The organism is Stenotrophomonas thermophila (assembly GCF_001499715.1).
Classification (GTDB): domain Bacteria; phylum Pseudomonadota; class Gammaproteobacteria; order Xanthomonadales; family Xanthomonadaceae; genus Stenotrophomonas; species Stenotrophomonas hibiscicola.
The window spans coordinates 1-18,681 of sequence record NZ_CVIW01000022.1; the positions used below are offsets into that span (position 1 = coordinate 1).

Genomic DNA, 18,681 nt, shown 5'->3' on the forward strand with positions numbered 1-18,681 from the left:
GTCCCTGTAGGCTTGGCCGCGGCATCCATGCCGCGGACACCCCCGCGAACCCAACCCGCCCGGCCCCTGACAGTTTCAGGGCCCGGCCAGCCCACGGAGAAGAAAAAAGAAGATCAAGAGCAACAGCGGGTCGCTGTGCTCGTGGGTTCTGTGCGCATGAAAAAAAGCGGCCGGTGGCCGCTTTTGCTTTTGCTCTTCTTTTTTCCTGCGTGGGTGGATGCCGCAGAGATCCGTCCGAGGCCGGAGGGGTGGGGCCGGGCGGGGTATCCGCGCCATGGATGGCGCGGCTAAGCCTACAGGGACGTACTTGCGGCGTCCCCGCCTGGCCCCGCCCCTCCGGCCCAACCGATAAACCGCATCCCGCGTCCACCCACGAGGGCTGCGCCGTTCGCGGGTACTTACTTCGCCGGCGACATCCACATGTCGATGACCGCGCTGAACACTTCCGTCCCCGCCCGGTCGCGCACGCTGACCGTCACCGGCAGCGCATAGCCCTCGGCCGCGACGACAATCGGCTGTGCCGGCAGCGCCACCGCCTGCAGCGTGCCTCGTGCCTTGGCCAGGTACTGCACCTGCATCCCCTTCGGGATCCAGCGCATGCCCTTCGGCAGCGATGCATCGACCATCAACCCGGCGGTCAGTTCGGCCAGGTTGCACATCGCGATCGCATGCACCGTGCCGATGTGGTTGCGTACCCTGCGGCGGTCGGCCAGCGTCCCTTCGCAGCGGCCGTGTTCCAGGCGGGTAATGCACGGCGCGATGCTGGCGAAGTAGGGCGCCTTGAAACACACCGCGCGCGAGAAAAGCCAGTTGCCAGCAGGCCAGCGCTGCAGGCGGTTGTAGAGCGAGAGCAGGGGCGTGGACATGGTGGAATCCCGTTCGGCGGATAAAGCGACGGCGGGCCCAGGCCCGCCGTCGAAGGCAACGCGTGTCGCGGGCGATCAGGCCGCCTGCGAATGCGGGTCCTTGTGCTGGCGGTCGTAGTAGCTGGCCGCGCGCAGTTCATGGGTGTCGAAGTCGTCCACGGTGATCGTGTCCAGGGTCAGCGTACGCAGCTCTTCCAGCAGGCTGCGCTCGTCCTGGGTGATCACGCCCTCGGCCACGGCCTCGTCCAGCTGGCTCTTGAAATCCAGCGCTTCGATGCCCTTGCTCTTCAGCGCCTTGAGGAACTTGCGCTCCACCGGCTCGGCCATGATCGCCTTGCTCAGGTAGCTGTTGATGCGGCCACCCGGGTTGTTCTCGCACGGGGTCAGGAACACGCCACTGGCCAGGCGGTCGCGGGCTTCGTTCGGCGCCATCAGCAGGGCGGCGACACGGCGGCTCAGGCGATCGCCCGGCGCCTCGGCACGACGGCCCAGCGGGAAGATCAGTGCCCACATCAGCCAGCCGATCGGACGGATCGGGAAGTTGCGCAGTGCGGCCGACAGCGATTCTTCGATCTTGTGCACGCTGTCATGGAAGGCCCAGGCCAGCAGCGGCTGGTCGGCCTGCGGTGCGCCTTCGTCGTGGTAGCGCTTGAGCATGGCGCTGGTCATGTAGACGTGGCTCAGCACGTCGCCCAGGCGGCCGGACAGCGATTCCTTGAACTTCAGCTTGCCGCCGAGGGTCATCATCGAGATGTCGGCCATCAGGGCCAGGTTGGCCGAGTAACGGTCCAGCTTGCGGAAGTAGCGGCGGGTGTAGGCGTCACCCGGAGCGGCGCCGAAGCGCGCGCCGGTCAGGCCGAACCAGAACGAACGCACGGCGTTGGAGATGCCGTAGCGGATGTGGCCGAACAGGCTGCGGTCGAACTCCTGCAGGCCGGCACGGGTGTCCGGATCCTGCGCCGCCTTCATCTCCTTCAGCACCCATGGGTGGCAGAGGATCGCACCCTGGCCGAAGATCAGCAGGCTGCGGGTCATGATGTTGGCGCCTTCCACGGTGATCGCGATCGGCGCGGCCTGCCAGCTGCGGCCGGCGAAGTTGCGCGGCCCCAGGATGATGCCCTTGCCGCCGATCACGTCCATCATGTCCGAGATCACTTCGCGGCTCATGGTGGTGCAGTGATACTTGGCGATGGCCGACGGCACCGACGGCACGTCACCGCGGTCGACCGCCGCGGCGGTGGCCTGCGACAGTGCGCTGATCTTGTAGGCCTTGCCACCGATGCGGGCCAGCGCCTCCTCGACGCCCTCGAAGCGGCCGACCGACAGGCCGAACTGCTTGCGGATGCGTGCATAGGCGCCGGTGACGGCCGCACCGGCCTTGGCACCACCGCTGGCGGTGGACGGCAGGGTGATCGAGCGGCCTACGGCCAGGCACTCGTTGAGCATGTTCCAGCCCTTGCCGGCCATGGCCGCGCCACCGATCAGCTGGGTCAGCGGGATGAACACATCCTTGCCCCGGATCGGACCGTTCTGGAAGGTCGAGTTCAGCGGGAAGTGGCGACGACCGATCTCCACGCCGGCTGTGTCGCGCGGCAGCAGGCCCAGGGTGATGCCGATATCGCGGGTATCGCCGATCAGGCCATCGGGATCGTACATCCGGAAGGCCAGGCCGATCAGCGAGGCGACCGGTGCCAGGGTGATGTAGCGCTTGTCGAAGGTCAGCTTGACGCCGAGCACCTGCTCGCCGTTCCACTCGCCCTTGCAGACGATGCCGTAATCGGGAATCGAGGTGGCGTCGGAACCGGCGAACGGACCGGTCAGGCCGAAGCAGGGCACTTCACGGCCATCGGCCAGGCGCGGCAGGTACTGGTCCTTCTGTTCCTGGGTGCCGTAATGCACCAGCAGTTCACCCGGGCCCAGCGAGTTGGGTACGCCGACGGTGGAGCTGACCACCGAGGACACCGAGGCCAGCTTCTGGATCACCTTGTGGTGGGCCAGCGCGGAGAAGCCCAGGCCGCCATATTCCTTCGGGATGATCATGCCGAAGAACTTGTTCTTCTTGATGAAGGCCCACAGCTCCGGCGGCAGGTCGGCATGGACGTGGGTGATTTCCCAGTCGTTGACCATCGCGCACAACTCTTCGACGGGGCCATCAAGGAAGGCCTGTTCTTCGGCAGTCAGCTGCGGCTTGGGGTAGTTGAGCAGGATGTTCCAGTCCGGATCACCGGTGAACAGTTCGCCCTCGAATCCGACCGAACCGGTTTCCAGCGCGATGCGCTCGGTCTGCGACAGCGGCGGCAGCACCTTGCGGAACACCTTCATCATCGGGCCGGTCAGCAGCGGCTTGCGGATGAACGGCAGCAGCAGCGGCACGGCGATGACGGCCAACACGGCGGCCGCCACGATCGTGGCGGTCTGGTTGACGTAGGGGATGAACCAGCAGGCGACCAGCAGGGCCACGCTGATCAGCGTCCAGGTAACCAGCCGCATGCGGTGGTAGGCGACGAACGCGCCTGCCAGCAGCAGGGCGAGGAAGGGAAGAACGATGCTCATGAGCGTGCTCCGGTGACGTGCTCGTTTGTGGCGGACGAAGCCGCAGCATCCGCTGCGGGCAACACGTCCAGATAGTCCAACACAGTAGCGGTAAAGGCGTCGTTGTCATCGCCTGCGACCATATGCGTGGCCTGCGGCAGCTGCACATGGCGCGCGTGCGGCGCCAACGCCAGGAATTCGGCCACGGTCTGCGGCGTGACCAGATCGCTGCGGCCGCCGCTGACCAGCAGCAGCGGGCACTTCACCTGGCGCGCGGCCTCGGCCAGTGCGTCCTGGTGCTGCTCGCTGTCGCGGGCCAGTTCGGCCACCAGGCGCGGGTCCCAATGCCAGCGCCAGCGGCCGTGTCCGTCTTCGCGTAGCAAGGCACGCAGCGACTGCTCGGATTTGCGCGGGCGGTGAGGCATGTAGGCCGAGATCACATCGGCGGCCTGGGCCAGCGAGGCAAAGCCGTCGGGATGGGCGGTCATGAAGGCGAGGATGCGTTCGACGCCGGCGATATCCCAGCGCGGCGTGATGTCGACCAGTACCATCGCCGAGAACAGGCCGGGCCAGCGCGACTCAGCCAGCAGGCCGAACAGCCCGCCCATCGACGCTGCAACGAGCACCGGCGCACGCGGCTGTTCACCGGCCAGCACGATCAGGTCATCAGCGAACTGTTCGCCGTGATAGGGCAGGTCGGTGGCATTCCAGTCCGAATCGCCATGGCCGCGCGCGTCGTAAGCGAGCGTCTGCAGGCCGGCCGCAGACAGGGCGCGTGCGGTGGCGTTCCAGGCGTGGCGGGTCTGGCCGAAGCCGTGCGCGAACAGCACGCGACCACGACGACCGTGCTCGCTGGCCGTGGCCGCGAGGCGGGCGCCATGGGCGGCCTCCAGGCGCAGGTCATGGAACGCAGCGGGAGTAGGGGACATAACCATACTTGCTAGTATGGATTGCTTGCGGGGGAAGTCAATACTGCATCGTATGGTGCGTTGCGGTAGGCTCCAGGGGGGAGGGCTTTGACGGTTTCGCCTGCAACGGCGTACTGCAACGAACCCCGGCGTATGGTTAAATCAGTCCATGAATCAACCTGACGCTTCCGCCGGCGAACCGCGCGCCGCCCGCAACAGCCGCCTGAGTGCCGAAGACTGGGCCCAGGCGGCCCTCGACCTGATTGCTGAACAAGGCGTAGGCGCCGTTGCGGTGGAACCGCTGGCGCGGCGACTCGGCGTGACCAAGGGCAGTTTCTACTGGCATTTCCCTTCGCGCGATGCATTGCTGCAGGCGGCGCTGGAGCGCTGGGAACTGTTCGAACAGGAACAGGTGTTCGGCAGCCTGGAAGACGTACCGGATCCGCGCGTGCGCCTGCGCCAGCTGTTCCAGATGGTGGCGCATGAAGTGCAGCCGCACATCATCTACAGCGAGCTGCTGAAGGCGCTGGACCATCCGATGGTGCGGCCGGTGATCGACCGGGTTTCGCAGCGTCGCCTCGACTATCTGGTTGCCTCGTTCCGCCAGGCAGGGCTCAGCTCGACCGATGCACGCCATCGCGCACGCCTGGCCTACGCCGCCTATGTCGGCTTCCTGCAGTTGTCGTTGCAGCTGCAGCAGCCGAAGCAGGCGCGCGAGGATTTCGAAGCCTATGTGGAGCACCTGATCGAGACGCTGATTCCGAACGGTTGAGCGTTGTTGCTTCGTTGAGTGCAGAAGGCCGCGGCAATTGCCGCGGCCTTTTTCGTTGGGTGCTGCCGCAACCTGGAATGCACAAAAAAACAACGGCCCCTTGCGGGGCCGTTGCTGCATCAGCCGATCAGTGGATCGATCAGAACTTCTGCTTGTACTGCATGTACATGTAGCGGCCCGGCAGGTCGTACTGCGGGTCGAACATGTTGTACGAGGTCGAGTACGAGACCGGCGGATCCTTGTCCCACACGTTGTTCAGGCCGACCATGATGGTGCCCTTCCACGGCGTGTTGTAACGGAACTGGATGTCGTGGTAGGTGGTCGCGCCCATGTGGTTCTCGCGGTTCTCGGGATCCGAGCAGTAGTTGCGCAGCGAACCACCCAGCAGGCAGGACTCGGTCATCCCCGACTTGTAACGCAGGCCGTAGTTGACGCCGAAATCACCATAGGACCAGTCGACGTACAGGTTGGAACGGATGCGCCAGTACGGATCCTGATCGAGGTAACGTCCCTGGCGACCTTCGACCTGCGAGTCTTCGGTGGCCTTGGTTTCCCACTTGCTCAGGTAGGTGCTGTCGAGGGTAATGGTGAACTGGCCGATCGAGGTTTCCGGCAGGCGATACAGGATGCCCAGATCCCAGCCTTCCACCTTGTACGACGCCAGGTTCTGCAGCGGCATGTCGACGTTGGTGATGGTGTAGCGCTCGGCGGCAGTGCCGTAGGTCGGGTCACGGGTGATCAGGCCGCAGTAGGCTGCCTGCTCAGCCGGCGAGCCGCCGTAGCAGTAGTTCATGATGTCCTGGATTGCCGGACGGGTGATGGCATCATCGATCTTGATCTGCCACCAGTCCAGGGTGACGTTCAGGCCGGTCACGAAGCTCGGGCTCCACACCAGACCCAGCGTCTTGCTGGTCGAGGTTTCCGGCTTCAGGTTCGGGTTGGACTTCCAGGTGAACGGCTCGGCGGTCTGGGCGGCACCGGACTGCGGCACGCCATCATCGTCGCGGGTATTGGGCTGCACGAAGCCAGCCGGAACACCCTGGGCAATACACTGCGCCAGCACTGCACCGGTCGGGCCATTGGCGGCCGCGCACGGATCGGCGTAGGTTTCGAACGAATCGCCATCACCTGCGAACAGGTTGCTGATGCTCGGCGCGCGGAAGCCTTCCGAGTAGTTGCCGCGGATCATCAGGTCGTCGATCGGCTTCCAGCGGAAGCCGAACTTGTTGTTGGTAGTGTTGCCGAAGTTGCTGTACTTCGAGTAGCGGGTTGCCGCGCTGAAGTCCAGCAGCTTGGCGCCCGGCAGATCGGCCAGGACAGGGATCGACAGTTCCAGGAAGAACTCGTCCAGATCATAGCTGCCCTTGGTCGGCTTGGCGCCGTTGCCGGTGCTCAGGCCCGCAGCAATGAAGGCGTCCGGATCGAACTGGCCGGATTCCTTGCGGTACTCGTAGCCTGCGGCGAACGCCAGGGCACCTGCCGGCAGCTGGGCGATTTCACCGGAGATGTTGGCGTAGTAGCCCTTGGACACCAGGTTGGAAGAGTCGTGGGCGGTGAACGAGGTGTAGTCGATGGCACCCTGGCTGATCGAGCCTTCCGGGCCCAGCGCATTGACCGGCACGCAACCCTGGATGATGTCGCCACCCGGAGCGGTAACGCACACGGGCACGCCACCACGAAGCTCGGACGGACCATAGGCGTTGCGCAGGTTGGCCAGGTTGAACAGGCCATAGGTCAGGTCGTTCTGGTCAGTCTTGTCGTAGCGGTAGCCGACGTCCCAGTCAAAGTTGCGATCGGCGAACTCGAAGAAGCCTTCGAAGCCACCGTAGAAGTGCCAGTTCTTGACGTTCTGGTTGAACGAACGGCCGCCACTCTCGTTGAAGCGACGGTTGACGCCGGTCAGGTCCTCACCGGTCGGGTTGTACATGCTGTCCTTGCTCAGGCGCATGCCGGTGACGGGCATGGCGGCCAGCAGCTGTTCGGACTTGCGCTCGTTGTACATCGCCTCGGTGCGGAAGGTGACGTTGTCGGTGATGTTGTACGAGCCCGATGCGAACAGCGAGGTGCGCTCCTGCGGGGTCAGCAGGTAGTTGTCCGGTGCGGTGTTGTAGCCGTGGACGTTGGCATTGAACGGCGTTTCCACGCCGTTGATCAGGACATAGCGCTCGTCATTGCGCAGGTAGGAACCCGGCATGCCGGTGCTGCTCTGGCCGTCGAAGAACGGAGGGCCGCCGGCGGAGATCTTGCGATCACCAGCCATGACCTTGTCTTCCTTCACGTAGGAGACACCCAGCATCAGCGACGCGCGATCGGTGGTGGTGCCGATGGTGAAGTCGGCTGCTTCGCGTTCGCCGTCACCAGCGCTGTACTGGCCCTTGTAGAAGTTGGCTTCCGCGCCATCGAAGTTCTGCTTGGTGATGATGTTCACCACGCCGGCGATCGCGTCCGAACCGTAGATGGTCGACGCGCCGTCCTTGAGGACGTCGATACGCTCGATCATCGCGGTCGGGATGGTGTTCAGGTCGACGCTGCCATCCAGACCGGTGGTCCAGCGACGGCCATTGACCAGCACCAGGGTACGCGCAGAACCCAGGTTGCGCAGGCTGATGCCGGCCGAGCCATCACCGCCGTTGTTAAACGTACGGTTCAGCGCGGCGCCGTTGGCGGCGACGCGCTGCAGGATGTCGGCGACCGAGGTCACGCCCTGCTTTTCGATGTCGGCGCGGGTCAGGCTCAGGACCGGCTGCGAGGTTTCGATGTCGGTGCTCTTGATGCGCGAACCGGTGACCGAGATGCGGTCAAGGTTGGTCGCTTCCTGAGCCTGGGCGGTGGCTGTGGACGCCACACCGGCAACGAGCGCGACCAGAACGGCGTCGCGCAGCTTGTTGGACTGGAAATTCATTGGCTCTCTCTCTCCAAGAAATCTTGGCTGGGTTAATGCCCGGCGGGGGAGCGAAAAGCGCTCCCAAATCGCGAGGGCTGAACCGATAGTAGCGGGCGTTGGCCAAGAATTAAAGCTGCGTTAATCAAGCCTGTGATTTTAGTAAAAATGAAATTTCACACTGGAAATCAAAGGGTTGAAGTGCACGTGCGCTGACGATGTCTCGTTTGTTAGAGCAAAGTGACGAAAAAAGTTCTCGTTGATGTGTATCGCAGTGTGTCGGCATGCGTTGCGCGGTATCCAGTACGCCGAAAAGCGCGCTGCGTGTATCACGAGCGCGCGCATGCAACGGGCGCCTTTCGGCGCCCGGAAGAAGTCATTGCAGTGAAGACCCACGTGGGCCGGGTCAAAGATCCTGTTCGTAACGCACGTACGGCACGGTGCCGTCGTCATTGCTTTCATTGCGCGGGGAGAACGGATTCTTGCCCCGGCTGATCACGTTCTCGGCGCCAACGGTCAGCTGGCCGGACCACGGGGTGCGCCAGGTCAGGCCGATGCCCAGGCCTTCCCACTTGCCAGGCTTGCCCGGCACGTCGATCACGCGGCCGATGATGCTGCCGGTGAAATTGCCGTACCCGGCGCCGATGCTCAGGCTTTTGCTGTCCCAGCGGTCGGCGATGGACGGCGCTGCGTCGGCCAACGGTACCAGCCGCGCCTTGGCGTAGGTACCGGCAATCGAGACAAAACCCTCGCGGCCGATGTTCTTCTGCGCGAACACGGTCAGATCGTTCTGCTCGGCGCGCAGCGAGGGTGTCTTGTTCGGGCCGGACAGCCACGCCGGCAAGGTTTCACGGCCCGTGCCCGCGGTGATGCCGAGGCGGCCGCTGCCGCGGTTCAGCGCGGCAGTCCCGGTGAAGCGGCGGCTGTTGAGGTCGTCATCGTCACCCAGGCTGGCCAGCATGCAGTGACTGGCCAGGCCGCTCATGCTGGTCCCGCTGCTGCTGTTGCAGAGCAGGCCCAGCGAATCGCCGGAGGACAGGCCGAAGGCCGCATCCAGCGAGTTGCGGCCGAAGTGCCAGCGGGCGCCGGCAGCCTGTTCACCGGTGGGCTCCAGGTACAGCAATGCCTCGACCTTGCCGCTGCCCTTGTTCCATACCGGCAGCACGGTCCGGGTGTCCTTGCTCTGTGCGTGCGCGCCCGTGACCGCGCCAAGGGCGATCAGCAGGGCCAGCGGTAGACGCAGGAAGGTACGCATCGGACCAGTTCAGACAAGGACGGACAACGGAAGTTCCCGTAGAGACGGGAACTTGATCGTAGGGTGTTTATGAATTCTTAACAAGCCTTGATCCCCCCAGATGCAAGACAAGCTGTTCACTGAAGCCGTTCGGGCGCCGGTACAGTCCCCTCGGCACCGTGGAACAGTATGCCGAACTCCGTCAAAGGAAAGTGATACTCCCGCCCGCAGAATTCGCAACGGACCTCGACGGCGCCGGTGTCCGCGGCCGCAGCACGGGCCTCGTCCTCGCCCAGCGACTGCAGCATCGATGCGACCCGCTCGCGGGAACAGGAGCAGGCGAAGGACAGCGGCTTGTCGCCCATCAGTTCCGGCTTCTCCTCGTGGAACAGGCGGTGCAGCAGCTGCTCGGCCGGGGTGGCCAGCAGTTCGGCCTTGCCCAGGGTCTCGAACAGGGCGCTGGCACGCGCCCAGCCGTCCTCGTCACCCTCATCGCCTGGCAGCTTCTGCAGCAGCAGGCCGGCGGCGCCATTGCGGTCGGCGGCCAGCAGCAGGCGCGTCGGCAGCTGCTCGGACTGGCGGAAGTAGTCCTCGAAGGCCTCGTCCAGCTCCGGTGCGGTCAGTGCGACCAGGCTCTGGTAGCGCTGCGGCTCGCGCGGGTCCAGGCCCGGGTTTTCGATGGTGATCGCGAGAAGGGCGTCATCACCCAGGCTGGACAGGTCGCGCGGCGCATCGGCCCCCTCGCTGAGCTGGGCGATGCCGCGCAGGGTACCGGCGGCGGTGCATTCGGCGAACAGGGTGCGCAGGGCGGTGCTGCTACGCAGCTGGATCGACAGGCGCCCATCGATCTTGGTATGGCCAGTGAACAGCGCCGAGGCAACACAGGCCTCGCCGAGCAGTTCGGCAGCGGTGTCCGGGTACGCGGCGTGGGACAGGATTTCCTGCCAGGTGGCCTGCAGGCGCACGTGGACGCCACGGACGCCAGCGTCGGGCAGCAGGAAGCGGATCAGGGAATCGGGGTTGGCGGTCATCGGCTCACATCGCGCGTAAACGGGGGCGGTTGCCGGATAATGCGCCGACAACCAGATAGAAGAAGGATGCACCAGTAATGGGGGCAGGGGGAGAGCAGCACAAGGTGGAGGCGGCCGCGGACCTCCCGCGCCGCAGGCGCTGGCGCTGGAAACGGCTGCTGTGGCTGCCGGTGTTGCTGGCGGCCTTCAGCTGCCTGCAGGTGCTGGTGCTGCGGTTCATCGACCCGCCGGTATCCACGGTCATGCTGTGGCGCTATGGCGAGGCTTTGGGAGAGGCTGACTGGTCGTATCGACTGCATTACCAGTGGCGCGACCTGGACCAGATGGCGCCGAGCCTGCCGATCTCGCTGGTGGCGGCCGAAGACCAGCGCTTCCCCGTCCACAATGGCTTCGACCTGCAGGCCATCGAGAAGGCCCGCGACCACAACGCCAAGGGCGGGCGCCTGCGGGGGGCCAGCACGATCAGCCAGCAGGTAGCCAAGAACCTGTTCCTCTGGCAGGGCCGCAGCTGGATCCGCAAGGGCCTGGAAGTCTGGTACACGATGCTGATCGAAGCACTGTGGCCGAAGGAACGCATCCTTGAGATGTACGCCAACATTGCCGAGTTCGGCGATGGTGTATATGGCGCGCAGGCAGCGGCACAGACATTCTGGGGCAAGGATGCGGCGCGGTTGAGCCCGGCCGAGAGCGCGCGGCTGGCGGCGGTGTTGCCGGCGCCGCGGCGCTACAACGCGGCAAAGCCAGGGCCGTACGTGCAGCGGCGTGCGGCCTGGATCCAGCGCCAGGCACGGCAGCTGGGTGGGGCCGCGTACCTTTCGGAAGAGTGAGCGCGCGCTGCCTGATCTGCGGGCGGCGGCAACGTACAATCCGGGCATGACCCGCGAACGGCTTACTTTCGTCATCGCCGCCTACAACGAGGCCCTGGCATTGCCGTTGCTGCATCCGCGGTTGTGCGCGGTGCTCGACGGCATGCCCGAACTCGACGGCCACATCCTCTATGTGGACGACGGCAGCCACGACGACACCTGGGAGGTGATCGCCGGGCTGGCCCAGGGCGATGCGCGTATTTCGGCGCTGCGGCTTTCGCGCAACTTTGGCAAGGAGGCAGCGCTGACCGCCGGGCTGGACCTGGTGCGCGAAGGCGCGGCGATGATCCTCGACGCCGACGGCCAGGATCCGCCGGAACTGGTGCCGCAGTTCGTCGCGCGCTGGCGTGAGGGCCATGACAACGTGTATGGCACGCGCATGGCCCGCGACGGCGAGGCCTGGATCAAGCGCGCCACGGCGGCGATGTTCTACCGGGTGATCGGTCGTCTGTCACGCACGCCGATCCCGGCCGATACCGGTGATTTCCGCCTGCTGTCGCCGCGTGCGCTGAGCGCGCTGCGCGAGATGCGTGAGCGCCACCGCTTCATGAAGGGGCTCTTCAGTTGGGTGGGTTTCAAGCGGATCGCGGTCCCCTATCACCGCCATGCGCGCGTGGCCGGCACCAGCAAGTTCAGCCTGTGGCGGCTGTGGAACTTCGCGCTGGAGGGCATTACCGGCTTCTCCACCGTGCCGTTGCGGGCGGCGACCTACCTGGGGCTGGCAACGGCGGCGGTGGCCTTCGTATTCGGTGTGTGGGTGATCATCAAGGCGGCGCTGTATGGCGACCGGGTGGCGGGCTGGCCGACGATGATGGCGGTGATCCTGTTCCTGGGCGGGGTGCAGCTGATCGCGCTGGGCCTGATCGGTGAGTACCTGGGGCGGCTGTACGAAGAGTCCAAGCAGCGGCCGTTGTACCTGGTTGACACGTGGCTAGCATCCGCCGTGGCAGACTCTGCCCTGCAACCCACCCTTGGAGGGCAGGCAGATGACCACGGTACGGCAACTGTTGGACGGCAAGTCTCCTGAAGTGCATGCGGTCGCGCCGGAGGCGGCGGTGATCGATGCGATCCGGCTGATGGCGGAAAAGGGTATTGGTGCGGTGCTGGTGATGGAGGGGCCGCGGCTGGTCGGCATTCTTTCCGAGCGCGATTACGCGCGCAAGATCGTGCTGCGTGATCGTTCCTCACGTGATACGGCGGTGGCCGAGATCATGACCGCACAGGTGGTGACGGTCTCGCCGGGCGAGCAGGTGGAGCACTGCCTGCAGCTGGTGACCGACTACCGCATCCGCCACCTGCCGGTGGTGGAAGGCGCGCAGGTGCTGGGGGTGATCTCGATCGGCGACCTGGTGAAGTCGGTGATTGATGCGCAGCGGCGCGAGCTGGACCAGCTGCAGCAGTACATCGTCGCCGGGTGAGGGTGTCGCTGGCGGGCCTGCGGCCCGCCGGCCCGCTTTTTGAAGCCAGAGCCACAGCCAAAGCCAAAGCCAAAGCCAAAGCAGCGCCTTCCTGATACGTTGGGAGGCGGAGGGTGCGGCTGGGCAGGACACGCCGTAAACCCATCCATGGGGGCTCGGTGGCGCCATCCATGGCGCCAACGGTCCTGCCCAGCCGCACCCTCCGCCTCTGGATACATTTCTGTGAGCGCGGTGTTTACGTGCGCGGTGCCTCGCCTTTGGTAGCTGCCAACCTTGGTTGGCAGCAGCTTTTGACTTTGCTTTTTCATTGAATTTGAATTTCCGCTCTCGTTCCGCGCGCGCAGGAAACTGTCGGGAGCCGGAGCACGGCGGCAGGCAGGACCGTGAGGCGCATGGATGCGCCGACCGAGCCTACAGGGACGTATTTACGGCGTGTCCTGCCTGTCGCCTTGCTCTGGCTCTACGCGCGGGAAAAAGAGGCGCCGCGAACAACGCTGTAAACCTACTTCGCATACTGCCCACCGCAGTCGGCATCCTTCCCCGGCCCCAGTTCGATCGTCGCCAGCAACGCCGCCGGCGGCGCGATGCTGCCCAGCGCCAGGGCCACGGCGCCACGAATACCCAACGCCTTGAAGTCGGGCCGGAATGACGGGTCCTTGAAGGTGCCACTGATGTGCAGCGGAGAACGAAGTACCAGAATGCTCCTGTCCTTCGGGCGTGGCTTCAGCAGCAGGTCCAGGGTCTCGTCGCGCAGGCTCACCGTGCCTTCGCCGATGAGGATCGTGTCGGTGGTGTCCACCGCCATCGCCTGGCTGGTCATCAGGCCGTCGCGCACGCCGAAGTCGGCGAAGGCGCAGCGCAGGGGGATCTGCTTGTCGCCGGTCACCAGGAATTTCAGCGATTCGGTGATGTCCAGCCCCGCCAGTTCCATTACCAGGTTGCCGACATGGCCGCGGCCCATCGCCAGGCCGACCTTGCCACTGCTGCTGCCGAGCATTGCGGCGACCGAGTTGCCGTGGCCGCTCAGGTCCACCTCGCCGCCGATGCCACCCTTGGCCTGTTCAGCCAGCTTGGCGTCGGGGAACAACTGGCCCAGCTGCACGCCGCGCACGCTGGCCTTCAGCGCGGTGCTGATCTGCGGACGGCGCGCGTCCATGCGGATCGTACTGCGGATGTCGCCGCCGGCGACGCCGAAGTTCAGCGGGTCCAACCGCAGCACGCCGTCATTCAGCAACAGGTGCGCATCCATGTCGTCCAGCGGCAACGAAGGGGCGTTGATGCGGTGGGCCTTCCAGCGCACGTCCGCATCCATGGCGCGCAGCTTGCCCAGGTTGTAGGGCGTGTCGGGCAGCACCCGCGCACGGGCGGCAATCCGTGCGGCCTCGGCCTTCTGCTCTGCGTTGGCCGTTTCGCCGCCGCCGGTTTTTGGCGGGGCGCCGACGAAGCCGGCAAGGTCATCAAAGTCCAGGCGCCTGGATTGCAGCGTGGCGGTCAGCCGTGGACGATCGCGTCCCACCTCGAACTGCAGGTTGCCCCCCAGGTCGCTGTCGCCGACCTTGCCAGCGAAGCTGTCGTAACGCCAGACGCCGTGGTCGCGTTTGAGGCGTCCGTTCAACGCATAGGGCGGTGAGGGCGGGATGGCGATGCCGAGCAGAGGATAGAGATCGGCCAGGTCCTGGCCGCTGAGCGCGAACTGCAGGTCGAACACGCGCAGCTGGAAGGGGTTGGTCAGCGTGCCACTGGCGACTGCGTGAGTGGCGCCGGCCCGGCCATCGAGATGGATGCGGAACGGGTGGTCGCTGTCGGTCAGTTCCAGGGGGGATTCAGTGCCGCCGCGCAGCGTGAACGGATTGCCCTGCCAGCGGCCTTTACCCTGCACCAGCAGCGGTGGCGCAGCGTCGGCCTGCTTCGGTTGGCCGCTGCGCACGTCCACGAGGATGTCGGTGCGGCCCAGCGGGTCGAGGAACTGCAGGCGACCGTCGTCGATGCGCAGCCGCTTGAGTTGGGGGCTTGCCCCGCCGGTGCTGCCGCCGAGGAAATCCCAGTTGCCCGGGTCTCCCTTGCGCGGTGCGGTTTCCAGCAGCACATCCGGCCGGGTCAGGCGTACTTCGGGCAGCTGCACGCTGCCGCGCAGCAGGGGCCACACCCGCACATCGATCTCGACGCGGTCCGCCGTGGCCATGGCGGGCTGTTTTGCCCAGCTGGCATTGGCGAAGGTGATGGCATCGGCGCGGATCGTGCTGGTGCGGCCGAGGTCGACATCCAGGTTCCCGATGTGCAGTGCGCGGCCGGTGCGTGCCTGCACCGCACGCTCCACGGGCCCCTTGAACCAGTTCCAGTCCCACAACGCGAACAGCACCAGTACTGCCGCCAGCATGAAGACCAGGATCGTCAGCCAGCGCCGGCCACGTGGGCCGGGACGGCGGAGGCGCCAGCGGTGTGTGCGCTTTGCAGCAGGGGAGGCGGCAGCATTCACGCTGCCATGGTTGCCCCCTCTTCGTGGACAGGGCGCGAAGCGTCCATGTGCATGGCGTGCACGCGCTGCGTTCGAGCGGTCGTTTACAACACCTGCATGGTGACCGCGACAAAGTGGCAGACACTGCCGCCGATCACGAACAGGTGCCAGATCGCATGCGAGTACGGGATCGATTCACGGTGGTAGAAATAGGTGCCCAGCGTGTACGACAGGCCGCCGGCAAACAGCCAGGCGAGGGTGCCACCGTCGATCGAGGCCCACATCGGCTTGATCGCCACGATTACCAGCCAGCCCATGGCGATGTAGATCACCGTGGAGAGCACCTTGAAGCGGCCGGTGTAGAACAGCTTGAACACCACACCCGCCAGCGCCAGCGCCCAGATCGCAGTGAACAGGCCCCAGCCCCACGGACCGCGCAGGCCGATCAGGGTGAACGGGGTATAGGTGCCCGCGATCAGCACGTAGATCGCGCAGTGGTCGAACACCTTCAGCCGGCCCTTGGCGACCGGATGCTGGATGGCGTGATACAGGGTGGAGGCGGTGTACAGAAGCAGCAGCGCGATACCGAATACGATCGCGCTGGCCAGCTGCCAGCCGTCGCCGTAGATCGCAGCCAGGGTGATCAACACCGCACTGGCGGCCAGGGCGAATACCGCGCCCAGGCCATGGGTCAGGGCGCTGGCGATTTCTTCACGGATCGAAGCAATGGACGTCGTGGACATGGGCATGGGCGTTGTTCGCGGGGAGGGGACCCGCGTCCCCCTATCATCGCCGCGATGGCCGCCATGTGCACGCCCGTCACCGTATGGGGGATGAATCCGCGCCTATCCACGCATGGCGTGGATCTACCAGGCGCGGATCCGCCTCCGTGGCATCAGCCCACCGAAACGGTATGCGCCGCTTCGCGGGTGGCCGAGAAGCGCACGTCCGGCGAGCGTTCCTGCGCCAGCTGCAGGTTGACCCGGGTCGGCGCCAGGTAGACAAGGTGCCCGGCCGCATCCAGGGCCAGGTTCAGCGCGTTCTTCTCGCGGAATTCTTCCAGCTTCTTCTCGTTGCTGCAGTGGACCCAGCGCGCGGTGGTCACACTGACCGGCTCGAAGGTGGCTTCCACGCCGTACTCGTCCTTCAGGCGGTAGGCGGCCACGTCGAACTGCAGCACACCCACCGCACCCAGGATCAGGTCGTTGCTGGTGAGGGGGCGGAAGAACTGGGTTGCGCCTTCCTCGGACAGCTGGGCCAGGCCCTTCTGCAGCTGCTTGAGCTTGAGCGGATCGCGCAGGCGTGCGCGACGGAACAGTTCCGGGGCGAAGTTGGGAATGCCGGTGAAGGTGACCGCTTCGCCTTCGGTGAAGGTATCGCCGATGGAGATGGTGCCGTGGTTGTGGATGCCGATCACATCGCCCGGCCACGCCTCGGCCGCGATCTCGCGATCGCTGGCCATGAAGGTCAACGCGTTGGCCAGCTTCATTTCCTTGCCGGTGCGCACGTGGAAGGTCTTCATGCCGGCGCTGAAACGGCCCGAGCAGACCCGCATGAAGGCCACGCGGTCACGGTGCTGCGGGTCCATGTTGGCCTGGATCTTGAACACAAAGCCGGTCAGCTTGTTCTCTTCCGGTGCGATCTGGCGGCCGGTGGTGGAGCGCGCCTGCGGCGATGGCGCGTGCTCGACGAAGAAGTCCAGCAGCGGCTGCACGCCGAAGTTGTTCACGCCCGAGCCGAAGAACACCGGGGTCTGCTTGCCGGCGCGGTAGGCGTCCAGGTCGAACGGGTGGCTGGCGCCCTGCACCAGTTCCAGCTCGTCGCGCAGGTCGGCCAGCATCTGTGCACCGATCTTCTCGGCCAGGCCGGGGGCGTCGATGGACGGGAAGATGGTGGAGTCCTGGCGGGTGAAGTTGCGGCCCGGCTCATACAGGTGCACTTCGCCGGTCAGCAGGTGCACCACGCCCTTCAGGCGCTGGCCCATGCCGATGGGCCAGGTGACCGGGGCGCACTGGATGCCCAGCACGGTTTCCACTTCATCCAGCAGCTCGATCGGGTCCTTGCCCTCGCGGTCGAGCTTGTTGATGAAGGTCATGATCGGGGTGTCGCGCAGTCGGCAGACTTCCATCAGCTTGATGGTGCGCTCTTCCACGCCCTTGGCCACGTCGATCACCATCAGCGCCGAGTCCACCGCAGTCAGCACGCGGTAGGTGTCCTCGCCGAAGTCGGCGTGGCCGGGGGTGTCGAGCAGGTTGACGATCTTGCCTTCGTACGGGAACTGCATCACCGAGGAGGTGACCGAGATGCCGCGCTCCTTTTCCAGTGCCATCCAGTCGGAGGTGGCGTGGCGGGCGGCCTTGCGGCCCTTGACCGAACCGGCCATCTGGATCGCGCCTCCGAACAGCAGCAGCTTTTCGGTCAGCGTGGTCTTGCCGGCGTCAGGGTGGGAAATGATGGCGAAGGTGCGGCGACGCGACGCTTCGTTGGCGACTTCGGACATGGCAGTGGCGCCCGCCCGGGGCGCTATTCAAAGAGATAAGCGCCCGATTATACCGGCCGGGGCCGGTCAGCGCCCGGTACCGCCGTCTGCTTCGCCCTGGCGGGCGAACTGCAGCTGTCCCTGCTCGGCGAAGATGCGCACCGGCACCGAGCGCAGGCCCATGCCGCGGTTGACCTGCACCACGAAGTGCAGGTGCGGCGCAGTGCTGTAGCCGCTGTTGCCGGACAGGCCGATCGGTTGCCCGGCTCCCACCGCCTGGCCGCGGCGCACGCGCATGCCGCCGTCCTGGAGGTGGCCGTACAGGGCCATGCTGCCGTCGCTGTGCAGCACGCGGATGAAATTGGCACGGGCACCATCGCGCTCGCGGTCCTGGCCATTGCCACGGAAGCCATCCTGGATCTGCATCACCGTGCCCTCGCGCGCGGCCAGCACCAGGGTGCCCTCCGGCAGTGCGAAGTCGACCGCGTCGCGGTTCTCCTCGTCGTCATGGCTGAATCGCCCCTGCGGCGCTTGGTCCACACGCAGGCGGGCCGCATCGAACGGCAGGCGATAGGCGACATCTTCGGCCTGTGCGGCCGGGTTGCCCGGCACCGACTGCAGTCGCAGATCCAGCATGCGGCCATCGATCGGGGCGGGCAGGTGGCCGACCACCAGGCTGCTGTCGCCCTGGATCAGCGACTCGACCGGGAGGCCTTCGACCGGGTGTCCGGGGGCGGCGCGCAGCTGGATCTGCAGCGGCCCTGCCAGCCCGTTGTCGATCCGCGCCTGCCATTGCGTACCGACCGGCTGCAGGCGCAACTGGGCCATGGGGGCGGCGCCCTCGGCACTGCCTGTGCGGGTGGCACGGGCGGAAGGGGGAGCCAGTCCCCAGCCCTGGCGCCAGTCGCCGGCGTGTGCGGTCGCGCTCGCCAGCAGAGGCAACAGCAGGCAGGACAGGGGCAGACGCGGCATCGGCGTTTCCAGCGAGAGGACCGCCGGGACTGTACCCGATCCTGAACGGGGCGACCGGGACGGCCCTCGCAGAGTGACCCTGAAAATATCTATCGCTTTATCCGCATGAAGGGATTGACAGTGCCGGAAAGGGCTGGCATCGTGACTCCACCATCGAGACCGGCAGAGGGACAGGCCCTTTGAAGCCGGGGCAGCCCGCAGGCGCGCAAGCGTCTGCGTAGGTGCCAAATCCTGCGGGGACCGTGGCGTCCACCGAAAGATGGTTCG

The 18,681-nt window shown here is 65.8% G+C and carries 14 protein-coding genes and 1 riboswitch; of the genes, 4 read left to right on the forward strand and 10 right to left on the reverse strand.

What is annotated here, in order from left to right; translation table 11 throughout:
- Positions 1–398: 398 nt before the first annotated feature.
- The 3 genes from BN1263_RS10900 to BN1263_RS10910 all read right to left on the reverse strand — a co-directional run bounded on the left by BN1263_RS10900 (position 399) and on the right by BN1263_RS10910 (position 4,333).
- Complete coding sequence (locus tag BN1263_RS10900; RefSeq protein ID WP_019660078.1) at positions 399–866, reverse strand: hotdog fold domain-containing protein; 468 nt, start codon at positions 864–866, stop codon at positions 399–401.
- Positions 867–941: 75 nt separating this feature from the next.
- A complete protein-coding gene (locus BN1263_RS10905) occupies positions 942–3,419 on the reverse strand; it encodes an acyl-CoA dehydrogenase (RefSeq protein ID WP_021204706.1) in 2,478 nt (825 codons plus the stop codon).
- Positions 3,416–4,333 carry an alpha/beta fold hydrolase gene (locus tag BN1263_RS10910; protein ID WP_021204705.1) on the reverse strand — a complete coding sequence of 306 codons (918 nt, stop codon included), beginning with the start codon at positions 4,331–4,333 and terminating at the stop codon, positions 3,416–3,418. The genes BN1263_RS10905 and BN1263_RS10910 overlap by 4 nt, the downstream gene beginning before the upstream one ends.
- Before the next feature lie 142 nt (positions 4,334–4,475).
- Here BN1263_RS10910 and BN1263_RS10915 point away from each other — a divergent pair, with 142 nt between their 5' ends.
- A complete protein-coding gene (locus BN1263_RS10915) occupies positions 4,476–5,078 on the forward strand; it encodes a TetR/AcrR family transcriptional regulator (protein ID WP_058981123.1) in 603 nt (200 codons plus the stop codon).
- 139 nt (positions 5,079–5,217) lie between these two features.
- Here the strand turns inward: BN1263_RS10915 and BN1263_RS10920 are convergent, their stop codons facing one another.
- From BN1263_RS10920 to hslO, 3 genes are all read right to left on the reverse strand, one after another.
- Positions 5,218–7,980: a TonB-dependent receptor plug domain-containing protein gene (locus tag BN1263_RS10920; protein WP_058981124.1), complete on the reverse strand. Its 2,763-nt coding sequence runs from the start codon at positions 7,978–7,980 to the stop codon at positions 5,218–5,220.
- A 385-nt stretch (positions 7,981–8,365) separates the two neighbouring features.
- Positions 8,366–9,214, reverse strand: a complete 849-nt coding sequence (locus BN1263_RS10925; protein ID WP_058981125.1) for an XOO1806 family protein — start codon at positions 9,212–9,214, stop codon at positions 8,366–8,368.
- Between the two features lie 116 nt (positions 9,215–9,330).
- Positions 9,331–10,224 carry an Hsp33 family molecular chaperone HslO gene (gene hslO, locus BN1263_RS10930; protein ID WP_021204702.1) on the reverse strand — a complete coding sequence of 298 codons (894 nt, stop codon included), beginning with the start codon at positions 10,222–10,224 and terminating at the stop codon, positions 9,331–9,333.
- A gap of 77 nt (positions 10,225–10,301) precedes the next feature.
- Between hslO and mtgA the strand changes: the two genes are divergently transcribed.
- Genes mtgA through BN1263_RS10945 form a run of 3 tightly spaced genes read left to right on the forward strand, consistent with a single transcriptional unit; the run spans position 10,302 to position 12,508 of the window.
- Entirely contained in the window at positions 10,302–11,051 is a 750-nt protein-coding gene (gene mtgA / locus BN1263_RS10935; protein WP_058981128.1) for a monofunctional biosynthetic peptidoglycan transglycosylase, read from the forward strand.
- A 46-nt stretch (positions 11,052–11,097) separates the two neighbouring features.
- The gene (locus BN1263_RS10940) at positions 11,098–12,117 is read left to right on the forward strand and encodes a glycosyltransferase family 2 protein (protein WP_058981130.1); all 1,020 of its coding nucleotides are present in this window, start codon (positions 11,098–11,100) and stop codon (positions 12,115–12,117) included.
- Positions 12,077–12,508, forward strand: a complete 432-nt coding sequence (locus BN1263_RS10945; RefSeq protein WP_019660070.1) for a CBS domain-containing protein — start codon at positions 12,077–12,079, stop codon at positions 12,506–12,508. Before BN1263_RS10940 ends, BN1263_RS10945 begins: the two co-directional genes overlap by 41 nt.
- Before the next feature lie 502 nt (positions 12,509–13,010).
- On the opposite strand, the gene BN1263_RS10950 is transcribed toward BN1263_RS10945, so the two are convergent.
- From BN1263_RS10950 to BN1263_RS10965, 4 genes are all read right to left on the reverse strand, one after another.
- On the reverse strand, positions 13,011–14,984 hold the full coding sequence (locus BN1263_RS10950) for an AsmA family protein (RefSeq protein WP_058981132.1): 1,974 nt from the start codon (positions 14,982–14,984) through the stop codon (positions 13,011–13,013).
- 83 nt (positions 14,985–15,067) lie between these two features.
- Positions 15,068–15,706, reverse strand: coding sequence for a PAQR family membrane homeostasis protein TrhA (gene trhA / locus BN1263_RS10955; RefSeq protein ID WP_019660068.1), 639 nt, complete (start codon positions 15,704–15,706; stop codon positions 15,068–15,070).
- Between the two features lie 152 nt (positions 15,707–15,858).
- Positions 15,859–17,463: a peptide chain release factor 3 gene (locus BN1263_RS10960; protein WP_019660067.1), complete on the reverse strand. Its 1,605-nt coding sequence runs from the start codon at positions 17,461–17,463 to the stop codon at positions 15,859–15,861.
- A gap of 66 nt (positions 17,464–17,529) precedes the next feature.
- Complete coding sequence (locus tag BN1263_RS10965) at positions 17,530–18,414, reverse strand: M23 family metallopeptidase (RefSeq protein ID WP_058981133.1); 885 nt, start codon at positions 18,412–18,414, stop codon at positions 17,530–17,532.
- Between the two features lie 147 nt (positions 18,415–18,561).
- Positions 18,562–18,680: riboswitch (SAM riboswitch) on the forward strand.
- Position 18,681 lies beyond the last annotated feature (1 nt).